General features: G+C 44.0%; 20 protein-coding genes. 19 read left to right on the top strand and 1 reads right to left on the bottom strand.

Annotation, left to right across the window (positions count from 1 at the left end):
* Nucleotides 1–126 precede the first annotated feature (126 nt).
* The 10 genes from asd to PGW42_RS00320 all read left to right on the top strand — a co-directional run bounded on the left by asd (nucleotide 127) and on the right by PGW42_RS00320 (nucleotide 12,097).
* Nucleotides 127–1,212 (top strand): aspartate-semialdehyde dehydrogenase, encoded by a 1,086-nt coding sequence (asd, locus tag PGW42_RS00365; protein WP_008372310.1) that lies wholly within the window; start codon nucleotides 127–129, stop codon nucleotides 1,210–1,212.
* A gap of 99 nt (nucleotides 1,213–1,311) precedes the next feature.
* Complete coding sequence (gene ppk1, locus PGW42_RS00360) at nucleotides 1,312–3,417, top strand: polyphosphate kinase 1 (protein ID WP_118199531.1); 2,106 nt, start codon at nucleotides 1,312–1,314, stop codon at nucleotides 3,415–3,417.
* Between the two features lie 115 nt (nucleotides 3,418–3,532).
* Nucleotides 3,533–5,584, top strand: coding sequence for a DNA topoisomerase (locus PGW42_RS00355; protein WP_270203099.1), 2,052 nt, complete (start codon nucleotides 3,533–3,535; stop codon nucleotides 5,582–5,584).
* A complete protein-coding gene (locus PGW42_RS00350; protein ID WP_270203101.1) occupies nucleotides 5,581–6,252 on the top strand; it encodes an acyltransferase in 672 nt (223 codons plus the stop codon). The genes PGW42_RS00355 and PGW42_RS00350 overlap by 4 nt, the downstream gene beginning before the upstream one ends.
* A 6-nt stretch (nucleotides 6,253–6,258) precedes the next feature.
* On the top strand, nucleotides 6,259–7,062 hold the full coding sequence (locus tag PGW42_RS00345; protein WP_117823905.1) for an MBL fold metallo-hydrolase: 804 nt from the start codon (nucleotides 6,259–6,261) through the stop codon (nucleotides 7,060–7,062).
* Between the two features lie 393 nt (nucleotides 7,063–7,455).
* Entirely contained in the window at nucleotides 7,456–8,526 is a 1,071-nt protein-coding gene (recA, locus tag PGW42_RS00340) for a recombinase RecA (protein WP_044999002.1), read from the top strand.
* 8 nt (nucleotides 8,527–8,534) lie between these two features.
* Nucleotides 8,535–9,146, top strand: a complete 612-nt coding sequence (locus tag PGW42_RS00335; protein ID WP_055156726.1) for a regulatory protein RecX — start codon at nucleotides 8,535–8,537, stop codon at nucleotides 9,144–9,146.
* A 72-nt stretch (nucleotides 9,147–9,218) separates the two neighbouring features.
* Complete coding sequence (gene rny, locus PGW42_RS00330) at nucleotides 9,219–10,769, top strand: ribonuclease Y (RefSeq protein WP_008372294.1); 1,551 nt, start codon at nucleotides 9,219–9,221, stop codon at nucleotides 10,767–10,769.
* 180 nt (nucleotides 10,770–10,949) lie between these two features.
* Nucleotides 10,950–11,489 (top strand): NUDIX hydrolase, encoded by a 540-nt coding sequence (locus PGW42_RS00325; RefSeq protein WP_008372292.1) that lies wholly within the window; start codon nucleotides 10,950–10,952, stop codon nucleotides 11,487–11,489.
* A gap of 65 nt (nucleotides 11,490–11,554) precedes the next feature.
* Complete coding sequence (locus PGW42_RS00320; protein ID WP_243002775.1) at nucleotides 11,555–12,097, top strand: stage II sporulation protein M; 543 nt, start codon at nucleotides 11,555–11,557, stop codon at nucleotides 12,095–12,097.
* Nucleotides 12,098–12,194: 97 nt separating this feature from the next.
* Here PGW42_RS00320 and PGW42_RS00315 read toward each other — a convergent pair whose 3' ends face one another.
* Nucleotides 12,195–13,502 carry an oligosaccharide flippase family protein gene (locus PGW42_RS00315; protein WP_270203103.1) on the bottom strand — a complete coding sequence of 436 codons (1,308 nt, stop codon included), beginning with the start codon at nucleotides 13,500–13,502 and terminating at the stop codon, nucleotides 12,195–12,197.
* A gap of 136 nt (nucleotides 13,503–13,638) precedes the next feature.
* Between PGW42_RS00315 and PGW42_RS00310 the strand changes: the two genes are divergently transcribed.
* The 9 genes from PGW42_RS00310 to gpmI all read left to right on the top strand — a co-directional run bounded on the left by PGW42_RS00310 (nucleotide 13,639) and on the right by gpmI (nucleotide 22,840).
* Nucleotides 13,639–14,082, top strand: coding sequence for an RrF2 family transcriptional regulator (locus tag PGW42_RS00310; protein ID WP_055260503.1), 444 nt, complete (start codon nucleotides 13,639–13,641; stop codon nucleotides 14,080–14,082).
* A complete protein-coding gene (nifS, locus tag PGW42_RS00305) occupies nucleotides 14,075–15,259 on the top strand; it encodes a cysteine desulfurase NifS (protein ID WP_270203104.1) in 1,185 nt (394 codons plus the stop codon). Before PGW42_RS00310 ends, nifS begins: the two co-directional genes overlap by 8 nt.
* Nucleotides 15,260–15,294: 35 nt before the next feature.
* A complete protein-coding gene (gene nifU, locus PGW42_RS00300) occupies nucleotides 15,295–15,738 on the top strand; it encodes a Fe-S cluster assembly scaffold protein NifU (protein WP_008372281.1) in 444 nt (147 codons plus the stop codon).
* Nucleotides 15,739–15,761: 23 nt separating this feature from the next.
* The gene (mnmA, locus tag PGW42_RS00295) at nucleotides 15,762–16,841 is read left to right on the top strand and encodes a tRNA 2-thiouridine(34) synthase MnmA (protein WP_270203105.1); all 1,080 of its coding nucleotides are present in this window, start codon (nucleotides 15,762–15,764) and stop codon (nucleotides 16,839–16,841) included.
* A gap of 109 nt (nucleotides 16,842–16,950) precedes the next feature.
* Nucleotides 16,951–17,754 carry a histidinol-phosphatase HisJ family protein gene (locus PGW42_RS00290; protein ID WP_055248292.1) on the top strand — a complete coding sequence of 268 codons (804 nt, stop codon included), beginning with the start codon at nucleotides 16,951–16,953 and terminating at the stop codon, nucleotides 17,752–17,754.
* Between the two features lie 137 nt (nucleotides 17,755–17,891).
* Nucleotides 17,892–18,905: a type I glyceraldehyde-3-phosphate dehydrogenase gene (gene gap, locus PGW42_RS00285; RefSeq protein ID WP_008372277.1), complete on the top strand. Its 1,014-nt coding sequence runs from the start codon at nucleotides 17,892–17,894 to the stop codon at nucleotides 18,903–18,905.
* Between the two features lie 262 nt (nucleotides 18,906–19,167).
* Complete coding sequence (locus PGW42_RS00280) at nucleotides 19,168–20,361, top strand: phosphoglycerate kinase (protein ID WP_022220114.1); 1,194 nt, start codon at nucleotides 19,168–19,170, stop codon at nucleotides 20,359–20,361.
* 41 nt (nucleotides 20,362–20,402) lie between these two features.
* On the top strand, nucleotides 20,403–21,152 hold the full coding sequence (tpiA, locus tag PGW42_RS00275) for a triose-phosphate isomerase (protein WP_008372272.1): 750 nt from the start codon (nucleotides 20,403–20,405) through the stop codon (nucleotides 21,150–21,152).
* A 149-nt stretch (nucleotides 21,153–21,301) separates the two neighbouring features.
* The gene (gene gpmI, locus PGW42_RS00270) at nucleotides 21,302–22,840 is read left to right on the top strand and encodes a 2,3-bisphosphoglycerate-independent phosphoglycerate mutase (RefSeq protein ID WP_117556684.1); all 1,539 of its coding nucleotides are present in this window, start codon (nucleotides 21,302–21,304) and stop codon (nucleotides 22,838–22,840) included.
* The last annotated feature ends 247 nt before the right edge of the window (nucleotides 22,841–23,087 follow it).

Here is a 23,087-nt window from a genome sequence, read left to right as displayed (position 1 = left end):
GTTAATAAGTGGACATAGTTTTTCAATTGTCAGGGTTGAAAAATGTCGGAAAATGCGCTATGATATACAAATCACGCGTACAAATGTACGCATCAAAAAGACAAAACAGGAAATGAGGACATAAAAATGGATCAGAAATTAAGAGTAGGTATTCTTGGTGCAACAGGAATGGTAGGACAGAGATTTATCTCTCTGCTGGAAAATCATCCGTGGTTTGAGGTAGTAACACTGGCTGCAAGCCCGCGTTCCGCAGGAAAGACATATGAAGAAGCAGTCGGAGACCGCTGGAAAATGGACACTCCGATGCCGGAAGCAGTTAAGAAGATCGTTGTACATAATGTCAACGAAGTAGAAGAAGTTGCAAAGACAGTTGACTTTGTATTCAGTGCAGTTGATATGTCAAAAGATGAGATCCGTGCGATCGAGGAAGCATACGCAAAGACAGAGACACCGGTTGTATCTAATAACAGTGCCCACAGATGGACACCGGATGTACCGATGGTAATCCCGGAAGTAAACCCGGAACATTTTGCAGTCATCGAAGACCAGAAAAAGCGTCTTGGAACTACAAGAGGATTTATCGCAGTAAAACCAAACTGTTCGATCCAGAGCTATGCGCCTTGCCTTGCAGCATGGAAAGAATTCGGACCAAAAGAACTGGTTGTTACAACCTACCAGGCAATTTCAGGTGCAGGAAAGACCTTTAAAGACTGGCCGGAAATGGTAGAAAATATCATTCCATTCATTGGTGGAGAAGAAGAAAAGAGCGAGCAGGAACCGCTTCGTGTTCTCGGCAGAGTTGAAAATGGACAGATCGTAAAAGCAGATTCTCCGAAGATCACATGCCAGTGTGTACGTGTACCGGTTCTTAACGGACATACCGCTGCCGTATTTATCAATTTTGAAAAGAAACCAACCAAAGAGCAGCTGATCGAAAAACTGGAAAGTTTCAAAGGCTTCCCGCAGGAAGCAGAGCTTCCGAGTGCACCGAAGCAGTTCATCCGTTATATGACAGAAGACAACCGTCCGCAGGTGAAACTGGATGTAGATTATGAGAACGGAATGGGAATTTCTATCGGACGACTCAGAGAAGATTCCCTTTACGATTATAAATTTATCGGACTTTCCCACAATACAGTCCGCGGTGCGGCAGGAGGAGCTGTTCTCTGTGCTGAGACTCTGACAGCAAAAGGATTTATCACAAAGAAATAGCTTTTGCAGGGAAGTTTAAAAGAAGTTAACTTTTCTTTCTTCTGATTCAGTGGTAGAATGAAATTATACCAGTGTAAAGGAAGATTGAAGGTGGTTAATATGAAAAAAGAAATGCAGAACTATACACAGAACAGAGAACTGTCCTGGCTGAAGTTCAATCAGAGGGTACTGGAGGAAGCAAAAGATTCTTCAGTACCCCTTCTTGAAAGAATGAAGTTTGTATCCATTTTTACAAGCAACCTGGACGAATTTTTTATGATCCGCGTAGGAAGCCTGTATGATATGTCGCTTACGGATAACAGCACGATCGACAGCCGTTCGGGGATGAATCCGAAAGAGCAGCTGGATGCAATCTTTGCGGCTGTAGCACCATTGTATAAAGAGAGGGACAAGACCTACTCAGAGATCAAGAAGCTGCTGAATCCATACGGTGTCTGTGGACTATCGATAAAAGAACTGGAGCAGCAGGAAAAGAAGTATGTGAAAAAGTACTTCAAAGACCAGATTCTTCCGATCCTGTCTCCACAGATCGTGGATGCCAATCATCCGTTTCCACATCTGCTCAATAAGGAACTGTATGTGATCGCAAGTCTGAAGCAGAATGGAACTTCCATGATCGGAATCGTACCGGTTCCACAGTTTGTGTCAGATATCTTATATCTTCCGGGCCATGACATCCGTTATATCCGTATGGAAAAGGTGATCATGGAATATCTGGATGTAGTGTTCGACAAATACGAGGTATCGAACAAGAATTATATCTGTGTGACAAGGAATGCAGATGTGTCGCCGGACGATGAGGCATTGGAGATCAATGATGATTTCCGCCTGCTGATGCAGGAAACCCTTCACAAGCGCCGCAGAATGGCAGTGGTCCGTATGGAGACAGCGGAGCCGCTGGATAAGGAACTGGAAAAGTATTTCTGTGACAAATTTAAGATCACACCGGCACAGATCTACCGGACCAAGATGCCGATGAAGCTGGATTATATTTTCTCGATTATGGATAAGGTTCCGGCATCGCTGAAACGTTCTCTGGTCGACGAACCGTTTACTCCGCAGCCGTCCCGCTATCTGACGGATGGAAAAGTGATTCCGCAGGTAAAGAAAAAAGATATTCTTCTTTCTTATCCGTATGAGAGTATGGATCCGTTTCTGCGTATGATCAAGGAAGCAGCTTATGATCCGACCGTTCTTACAATCAGGATCACAATCTATCGTCTGGCAAAGAAAGCCCGTCTGGTAGAGTACTTATGTGCAGCGGCCGAGAACGGCAAAGAGGTTACGGTTTTGATCGAGCTGAGAGCCAGATTCGATGAGCAGAACAATATTGACTGGTCCGAGCGGCTGGAAGAAGCAGGATGCCGTGTGATTTATGGATTTGAAGGTTATAAGGTGCATTCCAAGATCTGCCTGATCACTTACCGGAACCGCAACAATATCGAATACATTACGCAGGTGGGAACCGGAAATTACAATGAAAAGACGGCAACCATGTACACCGATGTATCGCTGATCACAGCGGATAAGGGAATCGGAGAGGATGCAGCTGTCTTCTTCAAGAATATGTCCATTGGCAACCTCAATGGAAGCTATCAGCACATTATTGTTTCACCGACCAGTCTGAAACCAAAGGTGCTTTCGCTGATGGATGAGGAGATCAAAAAGGGAACGAACGGACGGATCATCATGAAGATGAATTCTGTGACGGATGTAGATTTTATCCAGAAGGTTTCCGAGGCATCAAATGCAGGGGTGAAGGTGGATCTGATCGTCCGTGGGATCTGCTGTATCCTGCCGGGAGTCAAAGGGTACACAGAGAATCTCCGTGTGACCAGTATTGTCGGACGTTATCTTGAGCATCCGCGTATTTTCCTTTTTGGAACAGGAGCGGATCAGAAAATCTATATCGGTTCCGCAGATATGATGACGCGTAATACGGAAAAACGCGTGGAAGTGGCATGTCCGGTTTACGATGAAACTATCAGGAAACAGCTGACACATATGCTGAAGATCATGCTTGCGGACAATGTAAAAGCGCGGGAATTAAAGAGTGACGGCAAATACTACATGAAAGAAAAAGGAACTTCAAAAGTCAATTCCCAGGAATATTTTATGCGTGAAGCAATCACCGTCAGACATCCGGAAGGACGGACAAAACAAAGCTTCGTTGATAAAATCCGGAAGATTTTTCGAAGAAAATAATTTGTTTTATGTTCTGAATATGATATGATAAAAAAGTGGAGCTGGTATCAGCTTCACTTTTTAAACGCTGTGTGAGTTGCTATAGCGTGAAAATACAGGAGTACAAAATTATTATATGGGTAAATCGGTATATATTGCAGAAAAGCCGAGTGTGGCACAGGAATTTGCCAAGGCACTGCATTTGAATTTGAAAAGAAAAGACGGATATCTGGAATCAGATGAGTCGATCGTAACCTGGTGTGTTGGTCATCTTGTCACGATGAGTTATCCGGAAGTATATGATGAAAAGTATAAGAGATGGTCTTTGCAGACACTGCCATTCATTCCGCAGGAATTTCTCTATGAGGTGATACCGGGAGTAAAGAAGCAGTTTGAGATCGTAAAAGGAATACTGACCAGGAAGGACGTAGACCGGATTTATGTCTGTACCGACTCGGGAAGAGAAGGAGAATACATTTACCGTCTGGTGGAACAGATGGCAGGCGTAAAAGGGAAAGAACGCCGGCGTGTGTGGATCGATTCCCAGACGGAGGAAGAGATCCTCAGAGGAATCCGTGAGGCGAAGGATCTGTCAGAATACGATAATCTGTCAGCTTCGGCTTATCTCCGTGCGAAGGAAGATTATCTGATGGGAATCAACTTTTCCAGACTTCTGACACTCAAATATGGAAACAGCATTTCAAATTATCTTGGGAATAAATACACGGTTGTATCTGTCGGACGTGTGATGACCTGTGTCCTTGGAATGGTCGTAAGGCGGGAACGGGAGATCCGTGAATTTGTTAAAACGCCGTTCTATCGTGTGATCGAATCGGTAAATGTAGACGGACATACTTTTACCGGTGAGTGGCGTGCAGTGAAAGGTTCGGCTTATTTTGAGTCTCCAAAGCTCTACAAAGAGAATGGATTTAAAGAGAAAGAGGAAGCCAAAAAGCTGATAGCTGTTTTGGAAGAGGGAACATCCCCTCTTACCTGCCGGATTGTATCCATCGAAAAGAAAAAAGAGAAAAAGAATCCGCCACTTCTGTTTAACCTTGCAGAACTTCAGAACGAATGCTCCAAACGGTTCAAGATCAGTCCGGATGAAACGCTCCGCATTGTGCAGGAACTTTACGAGAAGAAGCTTGTCACCTATCCGAGAACAGACGCCAGAGTGCTTTCGACGGCAGTATCAAAGGAGATCACAAAGAACCTGAACGGACTGAGTAGATACCAGATGGCTGCACCATATATGCAGGATATTCTGCATTACGGAGCATATAAAAATCTGGCAAAGACGCGTTATGTCAATGACAAGCAGATCACGGATCATTATGCGATCATTCCGACAGGACAGGGACTTTCCGCATTGAATTCGGTATCTGCAACGGCTCATCATGTGTATGATGTGATCGTCCGGAGGTTTCTGAGTATCTTCTATCCTCCGGCAGTTTATCAGAAAGTGGCGTTGGTAACACAGATCGGAAAAGAACAGTTTTTCTCCAACTTCCGTGTACTTGCGGAAGAAGGATATCTGAAGGTGGCAGGGGTCCCTGCCCCAAAGAAAAATGCAAATGGAAATGACGTGGAAGGAGATGGAAGTGATAACAATGTGGATCTGGATGCCGCATTTTTTGCATCCATCCAGAAGTTAAAAAAAGGTGATATCCTGGATGTGAAATCACTGGATATCAAAGAGGGAGAAACTTCACCGCCGAAGAGATACAATTCCGGTTCCATGATCCTTGCGATGGAAAATGCAGGTCAGCTGATCGAGGATGAGGAACTTCGTGCGCAGATCAAAGGAAGCGGGATCGGAACCAGTGCGACCAGGGCGGAGATCCTGAAAAAGCTCTTCAATATCAAATATCTGGCACTGAATAAAAAGACGCAGGTGATCACACCGACGCTTCTTGGAGAAATGATCTATGATGTGGTGTTGAATTCTATCCGTTCACTTCTGAATCCGGAGCTGACGGCAAGCTGGGAAAAGGGGCTTAACTATGTGGCAGAGGGAGAAATTACATCGGATGAATATATGACAAAACTGGATCATTTTATTGTCAGCAGAACCAACGGGGTACTGGGACTGAATAACCAGTATCAGTTAAGAAGCTGCTATGACAGAGCAGCAGTATTTTATAAAAAAGAAACCAAAGGCAGAGCATCGAAAGGAAAGAAAGAATGAAAGAAATGACGGTTAAAGAAATGTATACGCTGAAAGAGACAATCGCAAAGGATTTGTTTGAAGGAGTGACCTACCCGTGGGAAGTACTTCCGAAAATCAGCAGTTTTATCCTGGAACTGGGTGCGTCTCTTCCGGAAGAAGAGTATGAAAAACGTGGAGAAAATGTGTGGGTTGCCAGATCCGCAAAGGTTGCACCGACTGCATTTATCGGCGGTCCGGCGATCATCGGAAAGGACGCAGAGGTAAGACACTGTGCGTTTATCCGTGGAAATGCGATCGTAGGAGAAGGTGCAGTTGTCGGAAATTCTACCGAGCTGAAAAATGTGGTCCTCTTCAATAAAGTACAGGTTCCACATTATAATTATGTGGGGGATTCAATTCTTGGATACAAGTCACATATGGGAGCAGGTTCTATCACATCTAATGTGAAATCCGATAAAAAACTGGTGGTTGTAAAGACGCCGGAAGGAAATATCGAGACCGGTATGAAAAAGTTCGGCGCGATGCTGGGTGACCATGTAGAAGTTGGATGTGGAACCATTCTGAACCCGGGAAGTGTAGTAGGACCGCATACCAATATTTATCCACTTTCTTCGGTGAGAGGATTTGTGCCGGGAGGAAGTATTTACAAATGTGCAGGTGAAGTGGTTGAAATGAGACAGGAGTAATGACGGATGAAGCTTACAATACTTGGAACGGGAAATGCAACAGTAACGGAATGCTATAATACATGTTTTGCCCTCTCGGATGGAAACAGGCATTTTCTGGTGGATACCGGCGGCGGAAACCGTATTTTAAAGGTGTTAAAAGACACCGGGATCCAGCTGGAAGACATTCACGATATTTTTATTACCCATGAACATATCGATCATCTTCTGGGCGTGATCTGGCTGATACGGATGATCGGGCAGAAGAAGATCGGCCAGGGAAAATATGAGGGGAATCTGCGGATCTACTGCCATGAAGAGCTGGCAAGATCAATCCGCATGATCGCAGAACTTACGATCCAGAAAAAGGTGACGAAATATTTTGATGACCGGATTCTTTTTGTGCCGGTGCATCACGGAGAGACAAAGGAAATCCTTGGCTGTCCGGTCACCTTTTTCGATATTTTTTCCACGAAGGCAAAGCAGTTCGGATTTACGATGCTGCTTCCGAACGGAGTGAAGTTTACCTGCTGCGGTGACGAACCGTACAATGAGAAAGATTATGAATTTGTGAAAGGCAGCGATTGGCTGACCCATGAGGCGTTCTGCCTGTATGGAGAAGCAGATAAGTTCAAGCCTTATGAAAAGCACCACAGTACTGTGAAAGAAGCATGTCAGCTTGCCGAGGAACTTCAGATTCCGCATCTGATCCTGTATCATACGGAAGAGATGCATCTTAAGGAGAGGAAAGAGCTTTATACGCAGGAAGGACGGGAGTACTATCACGGGAAGTTGTTTGTGCCGGATGATCTTGAGGTGTTTGAGCTTTAGATTGCAGGACGGGCGGTCTGCGGGAAAATAGAAGACGGACGCGCTTTTAATAAAATAAACCGGACAGATTTAGTTGTGCAGGGCATTCCGATGAGCCTCCGAATGCGAAAATTATGTCAGCAATAGCTTCCGAGAAGAAGTGTTCTGGTTGTGGGGGAAGGGGGAGATGTGGTATGATGGGGGAGTCAGAAGCTTTGGGGATCTGGGCGAGAAAGGTTTTCGGGAGGGGTTCGGTTTCTTCTCCGGGGAAGGTGAGACGTGTGGATCTGATTTAAAAATGTAGTTGACAAACCAGAACATACGTACTAATATAGAACCAGAACAAACATTCGTTCGATGGAGAGCGTGGGCGAAGAATCTGGGATAAGGAGATTAATGATGGCAAATAATACAATGAATGATGAGAATAAAAAGAAAGCATTAGACGCAGCAATTGCAAAGCTTGAGAAAGATTTTGGCAAGGGAGCAGTTATGAAGCTGGGTGATCCGGCGGCACAGGTGCATGTTGAGACGGTTCCGACCGGTTCTCTGAGTCTGGATCTGGCACTTGGTGTTGGCGGCGTTCCGAAAGGACGTATTATTGAAATTTATGGACCTGAATCAAGTGGTAAGACGACAGTTGCATTACATATGATCGCAGAAGTACAGAAAAGAGGCGGCATTGCGGGATTTATCGATGCAGAGCATGCACTGGATCCGGTATATGCGAAGAATATCGGTGTAGATATTGATGAACTTTACATTTCACAGCCAGACAGCGGAGATCAGGCATTGGAGATCACTGAGACAATGGTACGTTCCGGTGCGATTGACATTATCGTAGTCGATTCTGTTGCAGCACTTGTCCCGAAGCAGGAGATTGAGGGTGATATGGGTGATACACATGTAGGTCTGCAGGCAAGACTGATGTCACAGGCACTCAGAAAGCTGACACCGGTTATCAGTAAATCAAACTGTGTTGTAATCTTTATCAACCAGCTGCGTGAGAAGGTTGGCGTTATGTTTGGTAATCCGGAGACAACAACGGGTGGACGGGCACTGAAGTTCTATTCATCTGTCCGTATGGATGTCCGCAGAACTGAGACTCTGAAGCAGGGCGGAGAGATGGTTGGTAACCATGTCCGCGTGAAGATCGTGAAGAATAAAATTGCACCTCCGTTCAAGGAAGCAGAATTTGATATCATGTTCGGAAAAGGAATTTCCAGAGAAGGAGATATCCTGGATCTTGCGACGAAGATTGATCTGGTCAATAAGAGTGGTGCATGGTATGCATACAACGGAGAAAAAATCGGTCAGGGACGTGAGAATGCAAAGTCTTATCTGACAGCACATCCGGAGATTATGGAAGAGATTGAAGAAAAAGTCCGTGCGCATTACGGAATCGGTGCAGAAGGGCAGGAAGCAGAAGAACCGGCACAGGCTGCTCCGGCAGATGCTGAAGAAGTGATGGATGAGGAAGAATAAAACATATGATGAGAATTACCCGAATCGAGCCAGTTACAAAGACAAAGTATCGGGTATCTGTTGATGAGCAGTTCGCCTTTGTGGTTTACAAAGGCGAACTGTCCCGTTTTCACCTGAAAGAAGAGTGTGAATTGACAGAGGATACTTATGCAAAGATCAAAGAAGTCCTTTTGAAGCGGGCAAAGCTTCGTGCGATGCACCTGCTGAATGACATGGCAAGAACTGAATCCCAGCTCAGAGATAAATTAAAGCTGGGCGGCTATCCATCGGAGATCACCGAAGCGGCGATTGCCTATGTGAAATCATTTGGATATATCAATGATGACGCCTACATTCGGAACTTTATAGACAGCAGGAAAGATAAAAAGAGCAGACGGGAGATTTATGCCCTTCTGAGACAGAAGGGCGTGGATATGAACCGGGCAGAAGAGATCATGGAAGAGATGTATGAAGAGCATTCCGATCAGGAAGCAATCCGGGAGCTTCTTCGCAAAAAACACTGGGACTTTGCCTGTACAGATCCGAAAGAAAAGCAGAAAATATATGGATATTTGGTGCGAAAAGGATTTCGTTACGAAGATATCCGTCAAGTAATACAAGTTTGCGATTGGAATGCTTGACATATTTGTGAAAACAGTATAGAATTTAAGTGTTGTATTTGTACAATGAAAACTAAATAAGGAGGTGCTCCTGTGCTGATACCTATAATTATTGCTGTAGTTGTTACGCTTATAGTAGTAATGCCGGTTACTTATTTTGTTACTGTTTCCAAGTTGAAGAACGATGCAAATTCTAAGATTGGGAACGCTGATGTAAAAGCAAGAGAAATTATTGATGATGCTTTGAAGACAGCAGAGACAAAGAAGAAGGAAGCACTTTTGGAAGTAAAGGAAGAGTCCATCAAGACAAAGAATGAACTTGAAAAAGAGACTAAGGAACGCAGAGCTGAACTTCAGCGTTATGAAAAGCGTGTACTTTCAAAAGAAGAATCTCTGGATAAGAGATCTGCGGCAATTGAGCAGAGAGAGACTGCATTTACTGCAAAAGAGACAGCGATGAAGCAGCGGGAGGCTGAAGTTGAAGAACTCAGCCAGAAAAGAGTACAGGAACTAGAAAGAATCTCAGGACTTACCTCCGAACAGGCAAAGGATTATCTATTAAAAACTGTTGAAGAAGATGTGAAACATGACACTGCCAAGATGGTGAAAGAGCTTGAAACACGTGCAAAGGAAGAGGCTGACAAGAAGGCGAAAGAGTATGTTGTCACCGCAATCCAGAGATGTGCGGCAGATCATGTGGCTGAAACTACGATCTCGGTAGTTCAGCTTCCAAGTGACGAGATGAAGGGTAGAATTATCGGACGAGAGGGACGGAATATCCGTACTCTTGAGACACTGACAGGAGTAGAGCTTATTATTGATGATACTCCGGAGGCAGTTGTTCTTTCCGGATTTGATCCAATCCGAAGAGAAGTGGCAAGAATTGCACTGGAGCGTTTGATCGTAGATGGACGAATCCATCCTGCAAGAATCGAAGAGATGGTTGAAAAAGCGCAGAAAGAAGTAGAGACTATGATGCGCGAAGAAGGAGAGGCAGCAGCACTTGAAGTTGGTGTACACGGCATCCATCCAGAACTGATTCGTCTTCTTGGACGTATGAAGTTCAGAACGAGCTACGGTCAGAATGCACTGAAGCATTCAATCGAGGTTGCTCAGCTATCCGGATTGCTTGCGGGCGAGATCGGGCTGGATGTCCGTATCGCAAAGCGTGCAGGTCTTTTACATGACATCGGTAAATCGATCGATCACGATGTAGAAGGTTCACATGTTCAGATTGGTGTAGACCTTTGTAGAAAATACAAAGAGTCGCCGCTTATTATCAACGCGGTAGAAGCACATCATGGTGATGTAGAACCACAGTCTCTGATTGCAGGCGTTGTTCAGGCAGCAGATGCGATTTCGGCTGCAAGACCAGGTGCAAGAAGAGAAACCTTGGAGACATACACAAACAGATTAAAACAGTTAGAAGATATTACCAACCAGTTTAAAGGGGTTGAGAAGTCATTTGCTATTCAGGCGGGTAGAGAGATTCGCGTAATGGTAGTTCCAGAACAAGTATCTGATGATGATATGGTATTGCTGGCAAGAGATATTTCAAAACAGATTGAATATGAATTGGAATATCCAGGTCAGATTAAAGTAAATGTAATCCGGGAATCCCGTGTTACAGATTATGCTAAATAACACGATAATCAGAAAACGACAGCCGTCCAAAAGATTCGGTCTTTTGGATGGCTGTATTTAATTTACGCGAGCAACGAGCCAAAGTCCGCGCTTGCACGAGACCTTGGCGACTGCCGCGATAACTTGAGAAACTCGCGGAGCGTGTTTCTCGTAGTTGTGTGAAAAGGAAGTGGAAAACGGATGAAAAAAGAAATCAAACGTGTAAAAAGAGAAAGAGTATATCAGGGAACAATTGTTGATGTATACAAAGATTATATGGAGTTTTCCAATGGAAATCATGAGGTGTGGGACTATATTCACCACAAAGGGGCTGCTGCTGTGATCCCTGTGATGGATGACGGCAGACTCCTGATGGTAAGACAGTACCGGAATGCACTGGATCGCTTTACACTGGAGCTTCCGGCAGGAGGGCTGGACCAAGCGGATGAACCGGGACGAGACTGTTCGGCAAGAGAATTGGAAGAAGAGACCGGATATCACAGTGATGATCTGGAATGGCTGATCACGCTTCGAACAACTGTAGCACTTTGCAACGAAAAAATCGAAGTTTATGTGGCACGAAACCTGATCCGTACCCATCAGCATCTGGATGAGAATGAATTTGTGAATGTAGAGGCACATACGGTTGAAGAATTGAAGCAGATGATCTTTGAAGGAAAGATTGAAGATTCCAAGACTGTAGCTGCTATCCTTGCCTATGATGCAAAGTATAACAGATAAAGTGAACGCATAATTGACAACTCCGGTCATATAATGAACTATGTGAAATTATTGGAGGCCGGAATGTGGAATTTTATCGGAAGAAATATCAGCTGCCCATGCTATATCTGATCGGTTTTGGAATGGGTATCTTATATGCTAATTTTATTGCGAAAAATTATGTTACGATGACTGGGATTTTCCATGAATATTTTCTAAATCAGTATACACAGGTGAAAATCATAAATGAAGATTACCTGTGGTACCTGCTCAGATGGAGAGTGATGCCTCTGGCGTTAGCGGTCTGTGTGGCAAATCTGGGGTTTCGCAGACTGACAGCAGCCGGAATTCTCCTTTGGACAGGCTTTGCAGCAGGGATACTGTCTGTGGCGGCAGTTTTAAGGATGGGTCTTTGCGGAATGCTGTTGTGTATTGCCGGTATTTTCCCGCAATATATTTTTTATGTACCGGCATATCTTCTATTGATCCGGTATTATTATCGTTATCCGCAAAGTGAATGGAATGGAACAAAAACAGGATTTACTGTTATGATGATCGTGGCGGGAATTTTGTCTGAGGTATATTTAAACCCTGGGATTGTCCGCTGGTTTGTGAAGGTTCTTACATAGCAGGAATGTGTTCAGCCACATTTTAGCGTTAGGTGATAGAAAATGACAGAAAGTCCTCTTACTGAACAATTCGGTAAAGAGGACTTTCTGCCGTTTTTTATCGCCCTTGTTTTATCAGGAGAAACATGCAGCAGCCAAATGTAAGAAGCTGGCTTGCAAGCAGTGCCCACAGATAGCCAAGAATCCCGAACTGCGGAATCAGAAACAGAACACCACAGATTCGTACTGTCAGGTTGAACAGATTGATCAGAAAAGTTTTTCCGGCAAGATCCAGACCATTTAACACACTGATCAATGCGGTGTTACTATAGAGAAAAGGACAGATAAATGCTAGTGTTAAGATATAATTTCCGGCTTCTGGTGTATGAAAGATCCGTCTGCTGATAAAGCCGGATGCGGTAAAGAAAAATAGCAGGCAGGCAAAACCAAGAAACAGGCAGAAAAAAATAACTTTCCGTAAAAGCTGCGGAAGAGCATGCTTTTTCTGAGCATCCGGCATACTGGCAACTTCGGGGAGGAGCATTGTGGAGATGGAATTGGTGAGGGCAGATGGAAATAAAATGCAGGGAAGGGCAATTCCGGTCAGAATTCCGTAGGTGCTAAGAGAAGCGGAGATACTCATTCCATACTTTTGCAGGGCAAGTGGAATAGAAATTGCTTCCAGACTCTGAAAAAGATTCAGAAGGACTCTGCTTGCGGTCAGTGGAAGGGCAGAAAAAAGCAGGGGAGGAACAGCAGAAAGAGCCGGCTCCCGGTGTGGGGATAAAGGTTGCCCGGCAATTCTGAGCTTATGGATGCAAAGAAAAGCGGCTGCAATTTCACCACCGACAATTCCGAGGACAGCAATTGCGACAGATGGTGTAAAAGCGGTATGAGCATCGGCTGTATAGAGGAAGATAACAAAAAAGATCCGGACCAGCTGTTCAAATAATTGGGAGAGGGCAGGAAGCCGGATCTGCTTGAGCCCCAGAAAGTAACCACAGCTGCAACTGTGCAGAGCTGCAAATGGAAGTGCATATGCTATCAGGAAGATGAGAGAGGCGCATCGGGAATCACCAAGTATGACTGTGGTGAGGAAAACAGCATTTTTCTGCAACAGAAAAAGACAGCAGATGGAAAGAAAAAGAGAACAAAGCAGTGCTGCTTTCAGGTAAGAATAAGCTTTTGCAGACTGCTTTTTTGCAGAAGAGGCGGCAACCAGGCGCGCCAGAGCCGTCTCGATCCCTGCTGAAGTTGCAGCATAAGCAAGTGTGTAGACAGGGAAAATCAGCTGATACAGACCGATTTCTTCTGCAGGGAAAGATCTGCTGAGAAAAATACGGTAAAAAAATCCCATTACACGGGTGAGAATGCCGACTACAGTAAGGATAAAAGTTCCTTTCAGGAGAAAATGTTTTTGTGACATAGCAGCTCCAAAGGCATTTTTGTTTTAAAATATATGCAAGAAAGAGCCTTGACAGAACATAACAGAGGTGATATTCTCAATTTGCAAGAAATCCTAGTAAAACAGTGGGATATAAAAATAAAGAGAAGGTGATGGATTGAAGATCTCAACGAAGGGTCGTTATGGTTTGCGCGCCTTTATCGATCTTGCGTGTTATGGCGCAGAAGAACCGGTTTCCATCAGCAGTATATCAGCCAGGCAGGAGATATCGGAACGATATCTGGAACAGCTCATGGCGAAGCTGAAAAAGGCAGGTCTTGTCAAGAGTATCCGTGGAGCGGGAGGAGGATATCGGCTGGCAAAGGATGCGGCGGAAGTTTCTGTTGGTGATGTACTCAGAGCACTTGAAGGAGACCTGGAACCTGCGACTTGTGCAGCACTTCATTCGGAAGACAGCTGCGAGATCCAGGGCAGCTGTATCACGAAATATGTCTGGAAGAAAGTCAATGAAAGCATGGCACAGACGGTAGACAGTATTATGATAAATACCCTTGTGGAAATGAATAAAGAAATAAAGAAAGAAGGACAAAAAGATGAGTAAATTAATTTATTTGGATAACGCAGCAACAACAAAAACTGCACCAGAAGTTCTGGAAGCGATGCTGCCATATTTTACAGAGCAGTATGGCAATCCTTCTGCGATCTACAGCTTCGCATCCCATAACAAAGATGTCGTGGCAGAACAGAGAGAAAGAATCGCAACCGCACTCGGTGCAAAGAGCAACGAAATTTATTTTACAGCCGGCGGATCAGAGTCTGACAACTGGGCACTCAAAGCAACCGCTGAGGCTTATCAGAATAAAGGAAAACATATTATCACAACCAAGATCGAACATCATGCGATCCTGCATACAGCAGCTTATTTGGAAGAACGTGGGCTTGAAGTGACTTATCTTGATGTGGATGAATACGGAAAAGTAAATCCGGCAGATGTGGAAGCAGCAATCCGCCCGGATACCATCCTGATCTCTGTAATGTATGCAAACAACGAGATCGGAACAATTGAACCGATCAAAGAGATCGGTGAGATCGCTCACAAACATGGTATCCTGTTCCACACAGACGCCGTACAGGCTTTCGGACAGGTCCCGATCAATGTAGATGAATGTCATATTGATATGTTAAGTGCCAGCGGACACAAGCTGAACGGACCAAAAGGAATCGGATTCCTCTATATCAGAAAAGGCGTGAAGATCCGTTCCTTCGTTCATGGTGGGGCACAGGAAAGAAAACGTCGTGCAGGTACAGAAAATGTTCCGGGTATTGTTGGAATCGGTACAGCAACAAAACGTGCTATCGCTACGATGGAAGAACGTACAGCAAAAGAGCGCGAGATGAGAGATTATCTGATCAAACGTGTGATGGAAGAAATCCCGTACACTAAGCTGAACGGACATCCGACAGACCGTCTGCCAAATAACGCAAACTTCTGCTTCCGTTTCATTGAGGGCGAATCTATGCTGATCCGTCTTGATATGGCAGGAATTTGTGGATCCAGTGGATCTGCATGTACATCCGGATCTCTTGATCCATCTCATGTACTTCTTGCAATCGGACTGCCGCACGAGATTGCGCATGGATCTCTGCGCCTGACTCTGAATGAAGAGATCACAAAAGAAGACATTGATTATGTAGTAGATCAGCTTAAGACAATCGTAAGCGATTTACGCGGAATGTCACCGCTTTATGAAGATTTTGCAAAAAAACAGAATAAATAATTCAATAGAAAATACAGCTTTAGGAGGAATTTACAATGTATACAGAGAAAGTAATGGATCATTTTCAGCATCCACGTAATATGGGAGAAATCGAGAACGCAAGCGGAGTGGGTACTGTTGGTAACGCCAAATGTGGTGATATCATGAGAATCTACCTTGATATTGATGATAACGGAATTATTAATGATGTAAAATTTAAGACATTCGGATGTGGCGCGGCTGTTGCAACAAGCAGTATGGCGACAGAACTTGTAAAGGGAAAACATATTTCAGAAGCAATGCAGGTAACAAACAAAGCCGTTATGGAAGCACTTGACGGACTGCCGCCGGTTAAGGTACACTGTTCTTTACTGGCAGAGGAGGCAATCCATGCAGCGCTGTGGGATTATGCAGAGAAGCACGGGATCAAGATCGAAGGACTCCAGAAGCCGAAGAACGATATCAGTGAAGGTGAAGAAGCAGAAGAGGAAGAGTATTAGAATTTTCTGCAGGAGAAAAGAGAATGGCAAAAAAGAAAGTGGTAGTCGGAATGTCAGGTGGTGTCGACTCATCGGTAGCGGCATATCTTCTAAAAGAACAGGGATATGATGTGATCGGTGTGACGATGCAGATCTGGCAGGACGAAGAATCGAAAATACAGGAAGAAAACGGCGGATGCTGTGGACTCAGCGCGGTAGATGATGCCAGAAAAGTTGCGGCACAGATCGGCATTCCGTATTATGTGATGAATTTCAAGAAGGATTTTCAGGAGAAGGTAATCGATTATTTTGTGGATGAATATTTGCATGGCCGGACACCAAATCCGTGCATTGCGTGTAACCGTTATGTAAAATGGGAATCTCTTCTTACACGGAGCATGGAGATCGGAGCAGACTATATTGCAACAGGTCACTATGCGAGAGTAGAACAGTTGCCGAACGGACGCTATGCGATCCGGCATTCGGCAACCTGGTCAAAAGACCAGACCTATGCGCTTTATAATCTTACCCAAGATCAGCTGAGAAGAACGCTGATGCCTGTCGGTGAATACGAAAAAGACCAGATACGCGAGATCGCAAAAGAGATCGGATTGCAGATTGCGAACAAACCGGACAGTCAGGATATCTGTTTTGTATCCGATGACGATTATGCATCTTTTATTGAAGAAGAAAGTAACCAGAAAATCCCGGAAGGTAATTTTGTAACACCGGACGGAAAGATCCTGGGACGGCATAAAGGAATCATCCACTATACGATCGGACAGAGAAAAGGACTTGGACTTTCTCTTGGGTATCAGGCATTCGTGCTTGAGATTCGTCCGGATACGAATGAAGTTGTGATAGGGACGAATGAAGATCTGATGACGACGCGGGTCCGTGCAAATAAGCCGAACTTTATGACAGTAGAGGATCTGGAAGGTGAGATGCGCGTATTTGCCAAAATCAGATACAACCATAAAGGGGACTGGTGCACAGTCCGCAAAACGGGAGAAGATGAGATAGAGTGCATCTTTGAGACACCGCAGAGAGCGGTTACACCGGGGCAGGCACTGGTACTGTATGATGGAGATTATGTACTTGGAGGCGGAACAATTCTGGGATAGCTCAGAATTGTTCTGTTTTTTGGTATATTGGGACCGTACTGCAATCCAACAAATGATTTGCGGGAAAGCCGGGTGGATTTACACATGAAGAATGACAAGGGGGCAAAATATGAGAGCGGACTGCCATATGCACACTTATTTTTCCGGAGATTCAGAGGCAAAACCGGAAGATATGGTTCTTGCAGCAATCGATAAAGGACTGGAAGCAATCTGTTTTACGGATCATGAAGATATTGATTATTTTTGTGATGATATTGAATTTGTGTTTGATCCGGAAACCTATTTTAAAGAGCTTGGAGCACTGAAGGAAAAGTATAAAGAGAAGCTGGATATCCGGATCGGTGTGGAGTTTGGACTTCAGCCACACCTTGCGAAGAAAGCAAAAGCATTTACCGCGGCAAATCCGTATGATTTTGTGATCGGATCCATGCATGTGGTTGGTGGGAAGGATCCTTATTATCCCGAGTTCTTTGAGGGAATTTCGGATGAAGAGGCCTACCGGATGGCACTTCGGGAGACAATAGCCGATATCAGGGCTGTAGCGGATTTTGATGTGCTCGGACATCTGGATTATGTGGTACGCTATGGAAAACATCGGGAACAGGAATATTCTTACGGCAGATTTGCGGATGAAATAGATGAAATCCTGCGGTATCTTATTGAACACGGAAAAGGGCTGGAAGTCAATACGGCAGGACTGAAGTATGGCCTTCCTTTTGCACACCCGCATCCGGATGTGTTAAAAAGATACAAAAAGCTGGGGGGAGAGATCATCACCGTCGGCGCAGATGCACATAAACCAGAGCATGTAGGGTATGATTTTAACATAGTTGACAATATTCTCGAAGCATGTGGTTTTAAATATTATGCAGAATTCATAAAAAGGGCCCCGGTTTTCAGAAAAATAAAGTGAAAAAAGGGGATTGAATTTTTGTTCTGAATTTAGTACAATAAATTACAGTTGATAAATCTTAAACAATGATAAGATTTATCAAGAAAAATGTAACTGTTATATACAGTAATACAATTTATCTTTAGGAGGACTAAATCATGGCAGTAAAAGTAGCAATCAATGGATTTGGACGTATTGGACGTCTTGCATTCAGACAGATGTTTGGAGCAGAGGGATTTGAGATCGTAGCAATCAACGACCTTACATCTCCTAAGATGCTGGCTCACTTATTAAAATATGATTCAACACAGGGAAAATATGAATTAGCTGATAAAGTATCTGCTGGAGAAGACTCCATCACAGTAGACGGAAAAGAAATCAAAATCTACGCTAAAGCTAATGCAGCTGAACTTCCATGGGGAGAAATCGGAGTAGATGTAGTTCTTGAATGTACAGGATTCTACACATCTAAAGCAAAAGCTCAGGCACATATCGATGCAGGTGCTAAACACGTTATCATTTCTGCACCGGCAGGAAATGACCTTCCTACAATCGTTTACAATGTAAACCATACACAGCTTACAAAAGATGACGCAATCATTTCTGCAGCTTCTTGTACAACAAACTGTCTTGCACCAATGGCTAAGGCTCTTAATGATCTTGTACCGATCAAATCTGGTATCATGTGCACAATCCATGCTTACACAGGTGATCAGATGACTCTTGACGGACCACAGAGAAAAGGTGATCTGAGAAGATCTCGTGCAGCAGCAGTTAACATCGTTCCTAACAGCACAGGAGCAGCTAAAGCAATCGGACTTGTTATTCCGGAACTTAACGGAAAACTTATCGGATCTGCACAGCGTGTACCAACCCCTACAGGATCTACAACAATCCTTACAGCAGTAGTTGAAGGTGAAGTTACTGTAGAACAGATCAACGCAGCTATGAAAGCAGCTTCTAACGAATCATTCGGATACAACGAAGATCAGATCGTTTCTAGCGATATCGTAGGAATGAGATTTGGTTCTCTTTTCGATTCTACTCAGACAATGGTACTTCCGCTTGATAACGGAACAACAGAAGTACAGGTTGTTTCTTGGTATGACAACGAAAACTCTTACACAAGCCAGATGGTAAGAACAATCAAACACTTCGGAACATTACTTTAATCCGTAACGTTTGTTTGGACAGGCTGAATTGATTCTTACTGGAATATTCCAGAGATAGGCTCAAGCAAGGGTCCGGTCTACATGGACCGGACCCTTTTATTTAACAGGAAATTCTGATGGAGCTTCCTGTTAAATAAAGGGCACTATGTGCTCAAAATGCGTATTCGTGCGAAAACGCAGATTGTCGCAAGCGACTGCGCTCAGCACGGGGATATGCCCGGGCACATCCCATTTAAACGAAATGTAAACAGGAGGCAGGATTATGCTTAACAAAAAATCTGTAGATGATATCAATGTAAAAGGGAAAAAAGTCCTTGTAAGATGCGATTTTAACGTACCTCTGATCGATGGAAAGATCACAGACGAGAACCGTCTTGTTGCAGCACTTCCTACAATCAAGAAACTGATCGCTGACGGAGGAAAAGTAATCCTCTGCTCACATCTTGGTAAACCGAAGGGAGAACCGAAACCGGAGCTTTCTCTTGCACCGGTCGCAGTAAGACTTTCAGAACTTCTCGGACAGGAAGTAAAATTCGCAGCAGATCCTGAAGTAGTAGGACCAAATGCAAAAGCAGCAGTTGAAGCTATGAAAGATGGAGAGGTAATCCTTCTTGAAAATACACGTTACAGAGCAGAAGAAACAAAGAACGGAGATGAATTCTCTAAGGAACTCGCTTCTCTTTGTGATGTATTCGTAAACGATGCATTCGGAACAGCTCATCGTGCACACTGCTCTAACGTTGGTGTTACCAAATATGTTGATACAGCAGTTGTAGGATATCTTATGCAGAAAGAAATCGATTTCCTTGGAAATGCAGTAAACAATCCGGAAAGACCGTTCGTTGCAATCCTTGGTGGAGCTAAAGTTTCAAGCAAGATTTCTGTAATCGAAAACCTGATCGATAAAGTAGACACTCTGATCATTGGTGGAGGTATGTCTTATACATTCAGCAAAGCACAGGGCGGAACCGTTGGAAAATCTCTTCTTGAAGAAGATTACTGTGAATATGCACTGAACATGATTCAGAAAGCTAAAGACAAAGGCGTAAAACTCCTTCTTCCGGTAGACAACGTAATTGCAGATGATTTTTCAAATGATGCAAATATCAAAGTTGTTAAAGCTGGCGAAATTCCGGAAGGATGGGAAGGACTTGACATCGGACCAGAGACAATCAAGATCTATGCTGACGCTGTAAAAGATGCAAAGACAGTTGTATGGAACGGACCTATGGGTGCATTCGAGATGCCGAACTTTGCAAAAGGAACAGAAGAAGTCGCAAAAGCACTTGCTGAGACAGATGCAGTAACAATCATCGGTGGTGGTGATTCGGCAGCAGCAGTTAACCAGCTCGGATACGGCGACAAGATGACTCACATCTCTACAGGTGGCGGAGCTTCCCTTGAATTCCTTGAAGGTAAGGAACTGCCAGGTGTAGCAGCTGCTAACGATAAATAAGCAGCGTCTGTAATTAAGATAAAATAAGGGAGATTATTGCAATGGCAAGAAAGAAAATTATTGCAGGTAACTGGAAAATGAATATGACACCTTCAGAGGCAGTAGAGCTTGTGAATACACTCAAATCTCTGGTTGTGACAGAAGAGGCTGACGTGGTATTCTGCGTACCGGCAATCGATATCATTCCGGTTGTAGAAGCTGCAAAAGGAAGCAACATCCAGGTTGGAGCAGAGAATATGTACTTTGAAGAAAAAGGTGCATACACAGGAGAAATCTCTCCGAACATGCTTACAGATGCTGGTGTTAAATATGTTGTTCTCGGACACTCTGAAAGAAGAGAATACTTCGCAGAGACAAACGAGACTGTGAACAAAAAGATGCTGAAAGCATTTGAACACGGACTTACACCGATCATGTGCTGTGGAGAAACTCTTGAACAGCGTGAACAGGGTGTGACAATGGACTTCATCCGTCAGCAGGTTAAAGTTGGATTCCAGAATGTAACAGCAGATCAGGCTAAGACAGCAGTTATCGCTTATGAGCCAATCTGGGCAATCGGAACCGGTAAGACAGCTACAACAGAGCAGGCTCAGGAGGTTTGCAAAGCTATCCGTGAATGTATCGCTGAAGTTTATGATGAAGCTACAGCAGAAGCAATCCGTATTCAGTACGGCGGATCTGTAAATGCAGCTACAGCACCGGAATTATTCGCTCAGCCGGATATCGATGGTGGACTTGTAGGTGGTGCTTCTTTAAAACCAGATTTTGGTAAGATTGTAAACTGGAAATAGTCAATTATACCAAGGCGCAGGCAGAAATGCCTGCGTTTTTCAGCTGTCAAAGTTTTAACAAGTGCTTGCAAGCATATATAAAATCATGTACAATATTTAACTGAAAGAGAAATCAAACGCTTTAAGACAAAATGAAGGAGTGTAAGACGATGAGTAAAAAACCAACAGTTTTGATGATCTTAGACGGTTACGGTCTGAGAGATGAAAAGAAAGGCAACGGTATTGCAGAGGCAAACACACCGGTTATGGATAAATTAATGGCTGAATATCCGTTTGTAAAAGGAAATGCAAGCGGACTTGCTGTAGGACTTCCGGACGGTCAGATGGGTAACTCGGAAGTAGGTCATATGAATATGGGTGCAGGACGTATTATTTACCAGGAGCTCACCAAGATCACAAAAGCAATCGCTGATGGCGATTTCTTTGAAAATAAGGCACTTCTTGCAGCCTGTGAAAATGCGAAGAAGAACGGTACAGCTCTTCATCTGATGGGACTGGTATCTGATGGTGGTGTACACAGTCATATTACACATATTTATGGAATTTTGGAACTTGCAAAGAGACAGGGGCTGGACAAAGTATATGTTCACTGCTTCCTTGACGGACGTGATACACCTCCGGCATCTGGAAAAGAATATGTTGAACAGTTAGAAGCAAAGATGAAAGAAATCGGTGTAGGTGAAGTTGCAAGTGTTTCCGGACGTTACTATGCAATGGACCGTGACAACCGTTGGGACCGTGTAGAAAAAGCATACGCAGCACTTACACGCGGCGAAGGTGACACAGCAGCATCAGCAACAGAAGGAATCCAGGCTTCTTACGACAAAGAAGTAACTGACGAATTCGTAGTACCATTTGTAGTGACAAAAAACGGTACACCGGTTGCAACTGTAAAAGACGGAGATTCTGTGATCTTCTTTAATTTCCGCCCGGATCGAGCAAGAGAAATCACCAGAACATTCTGTGCGGATGATTTTGACGGATTTGACAGAGGAGAACGTATCAAGACAACTTATGTATGTTTTACAGAGTATGATGAGACAATTCCAAATAAAATGGTTGCATTTGTAAAAGAAGGCATCACGAATACATTTGGCGAATTTCTTGCAGCAAACAACATGACACAGGCAAGAATCGCCGAGACAGAGAAATATGCACATGTTACCTTCTTCTTTAATGGTGGAGTAGAAGAACCGAACAAGGGAGAGGACAGAATCCTTGTCAAATCGCCTAAGGTTGCAACTTACGATCTGAAGCCGGAGATGAGTGCATATGAAGTATGTGACAAGCTTGTAGATGCAATCAAAGCGGACAAGTACGACGTAATCGTAATTAATTTTGCAAACCCGGATATGGTTGGCCATACCGGTGTAGAAGCAGCAGTGATCAAAGCAATTGAAGCTGTTGATGAATGTGTAGGAAAAGCAGTTGATGCAGTGCAAGAAGTTGGTGGACAGATGTTTATCTGCGCTGACCACGGAAATGCAGAACAGCTGATCGATGAAGAGACAGGAGAACCATTTACCGCTCATACAACGAACCCGGTTCCGTTCATTCTTGTAAATGCAGATCCTGCATATAAGCTTCGTGAAGGCGGATGCCTTGCAGACATCGCTCCGACGCTGATCGAGCTGATGGGAATGCAGCAGCCAGCAGATATGACTGGAAAATCATTATTAGTAAAATAGTAAATATATTTGCCCGGAATCATGAAAATGGTTCCGGGTGTTTTGTGTATACGATGAGCCAAGTACAGATTTGTGCTTGCACAAGAATCTGTACTTGGCGAATGTACATCACCTGGCTGTTAAGCGAGATAGTGTACAAAGTATACGAATCGAGTAGGAGTCAGCCTACTCGATTATCAGAAGAGCAAAACATACTGCAGGAGAAAAGAAAATATGCTGCATATAAATCTGATCTACTCTTTTTGAA

Source organism: Coprococcus sp. TM115-187, from assembly GCF_027679115.1.
GTDB classification, from domain to species: Bacteria; Bacillota; Clostridia; order Lachnospirales; family Lachnospiraceae; genus Allocoprococcus; species Allocoprococcus comes.
The sequence above is the reverse complement of the archived record's forward strand: the minus strand, read 5'-3'. Positions and strand labels throughout refer to the sequence as shown.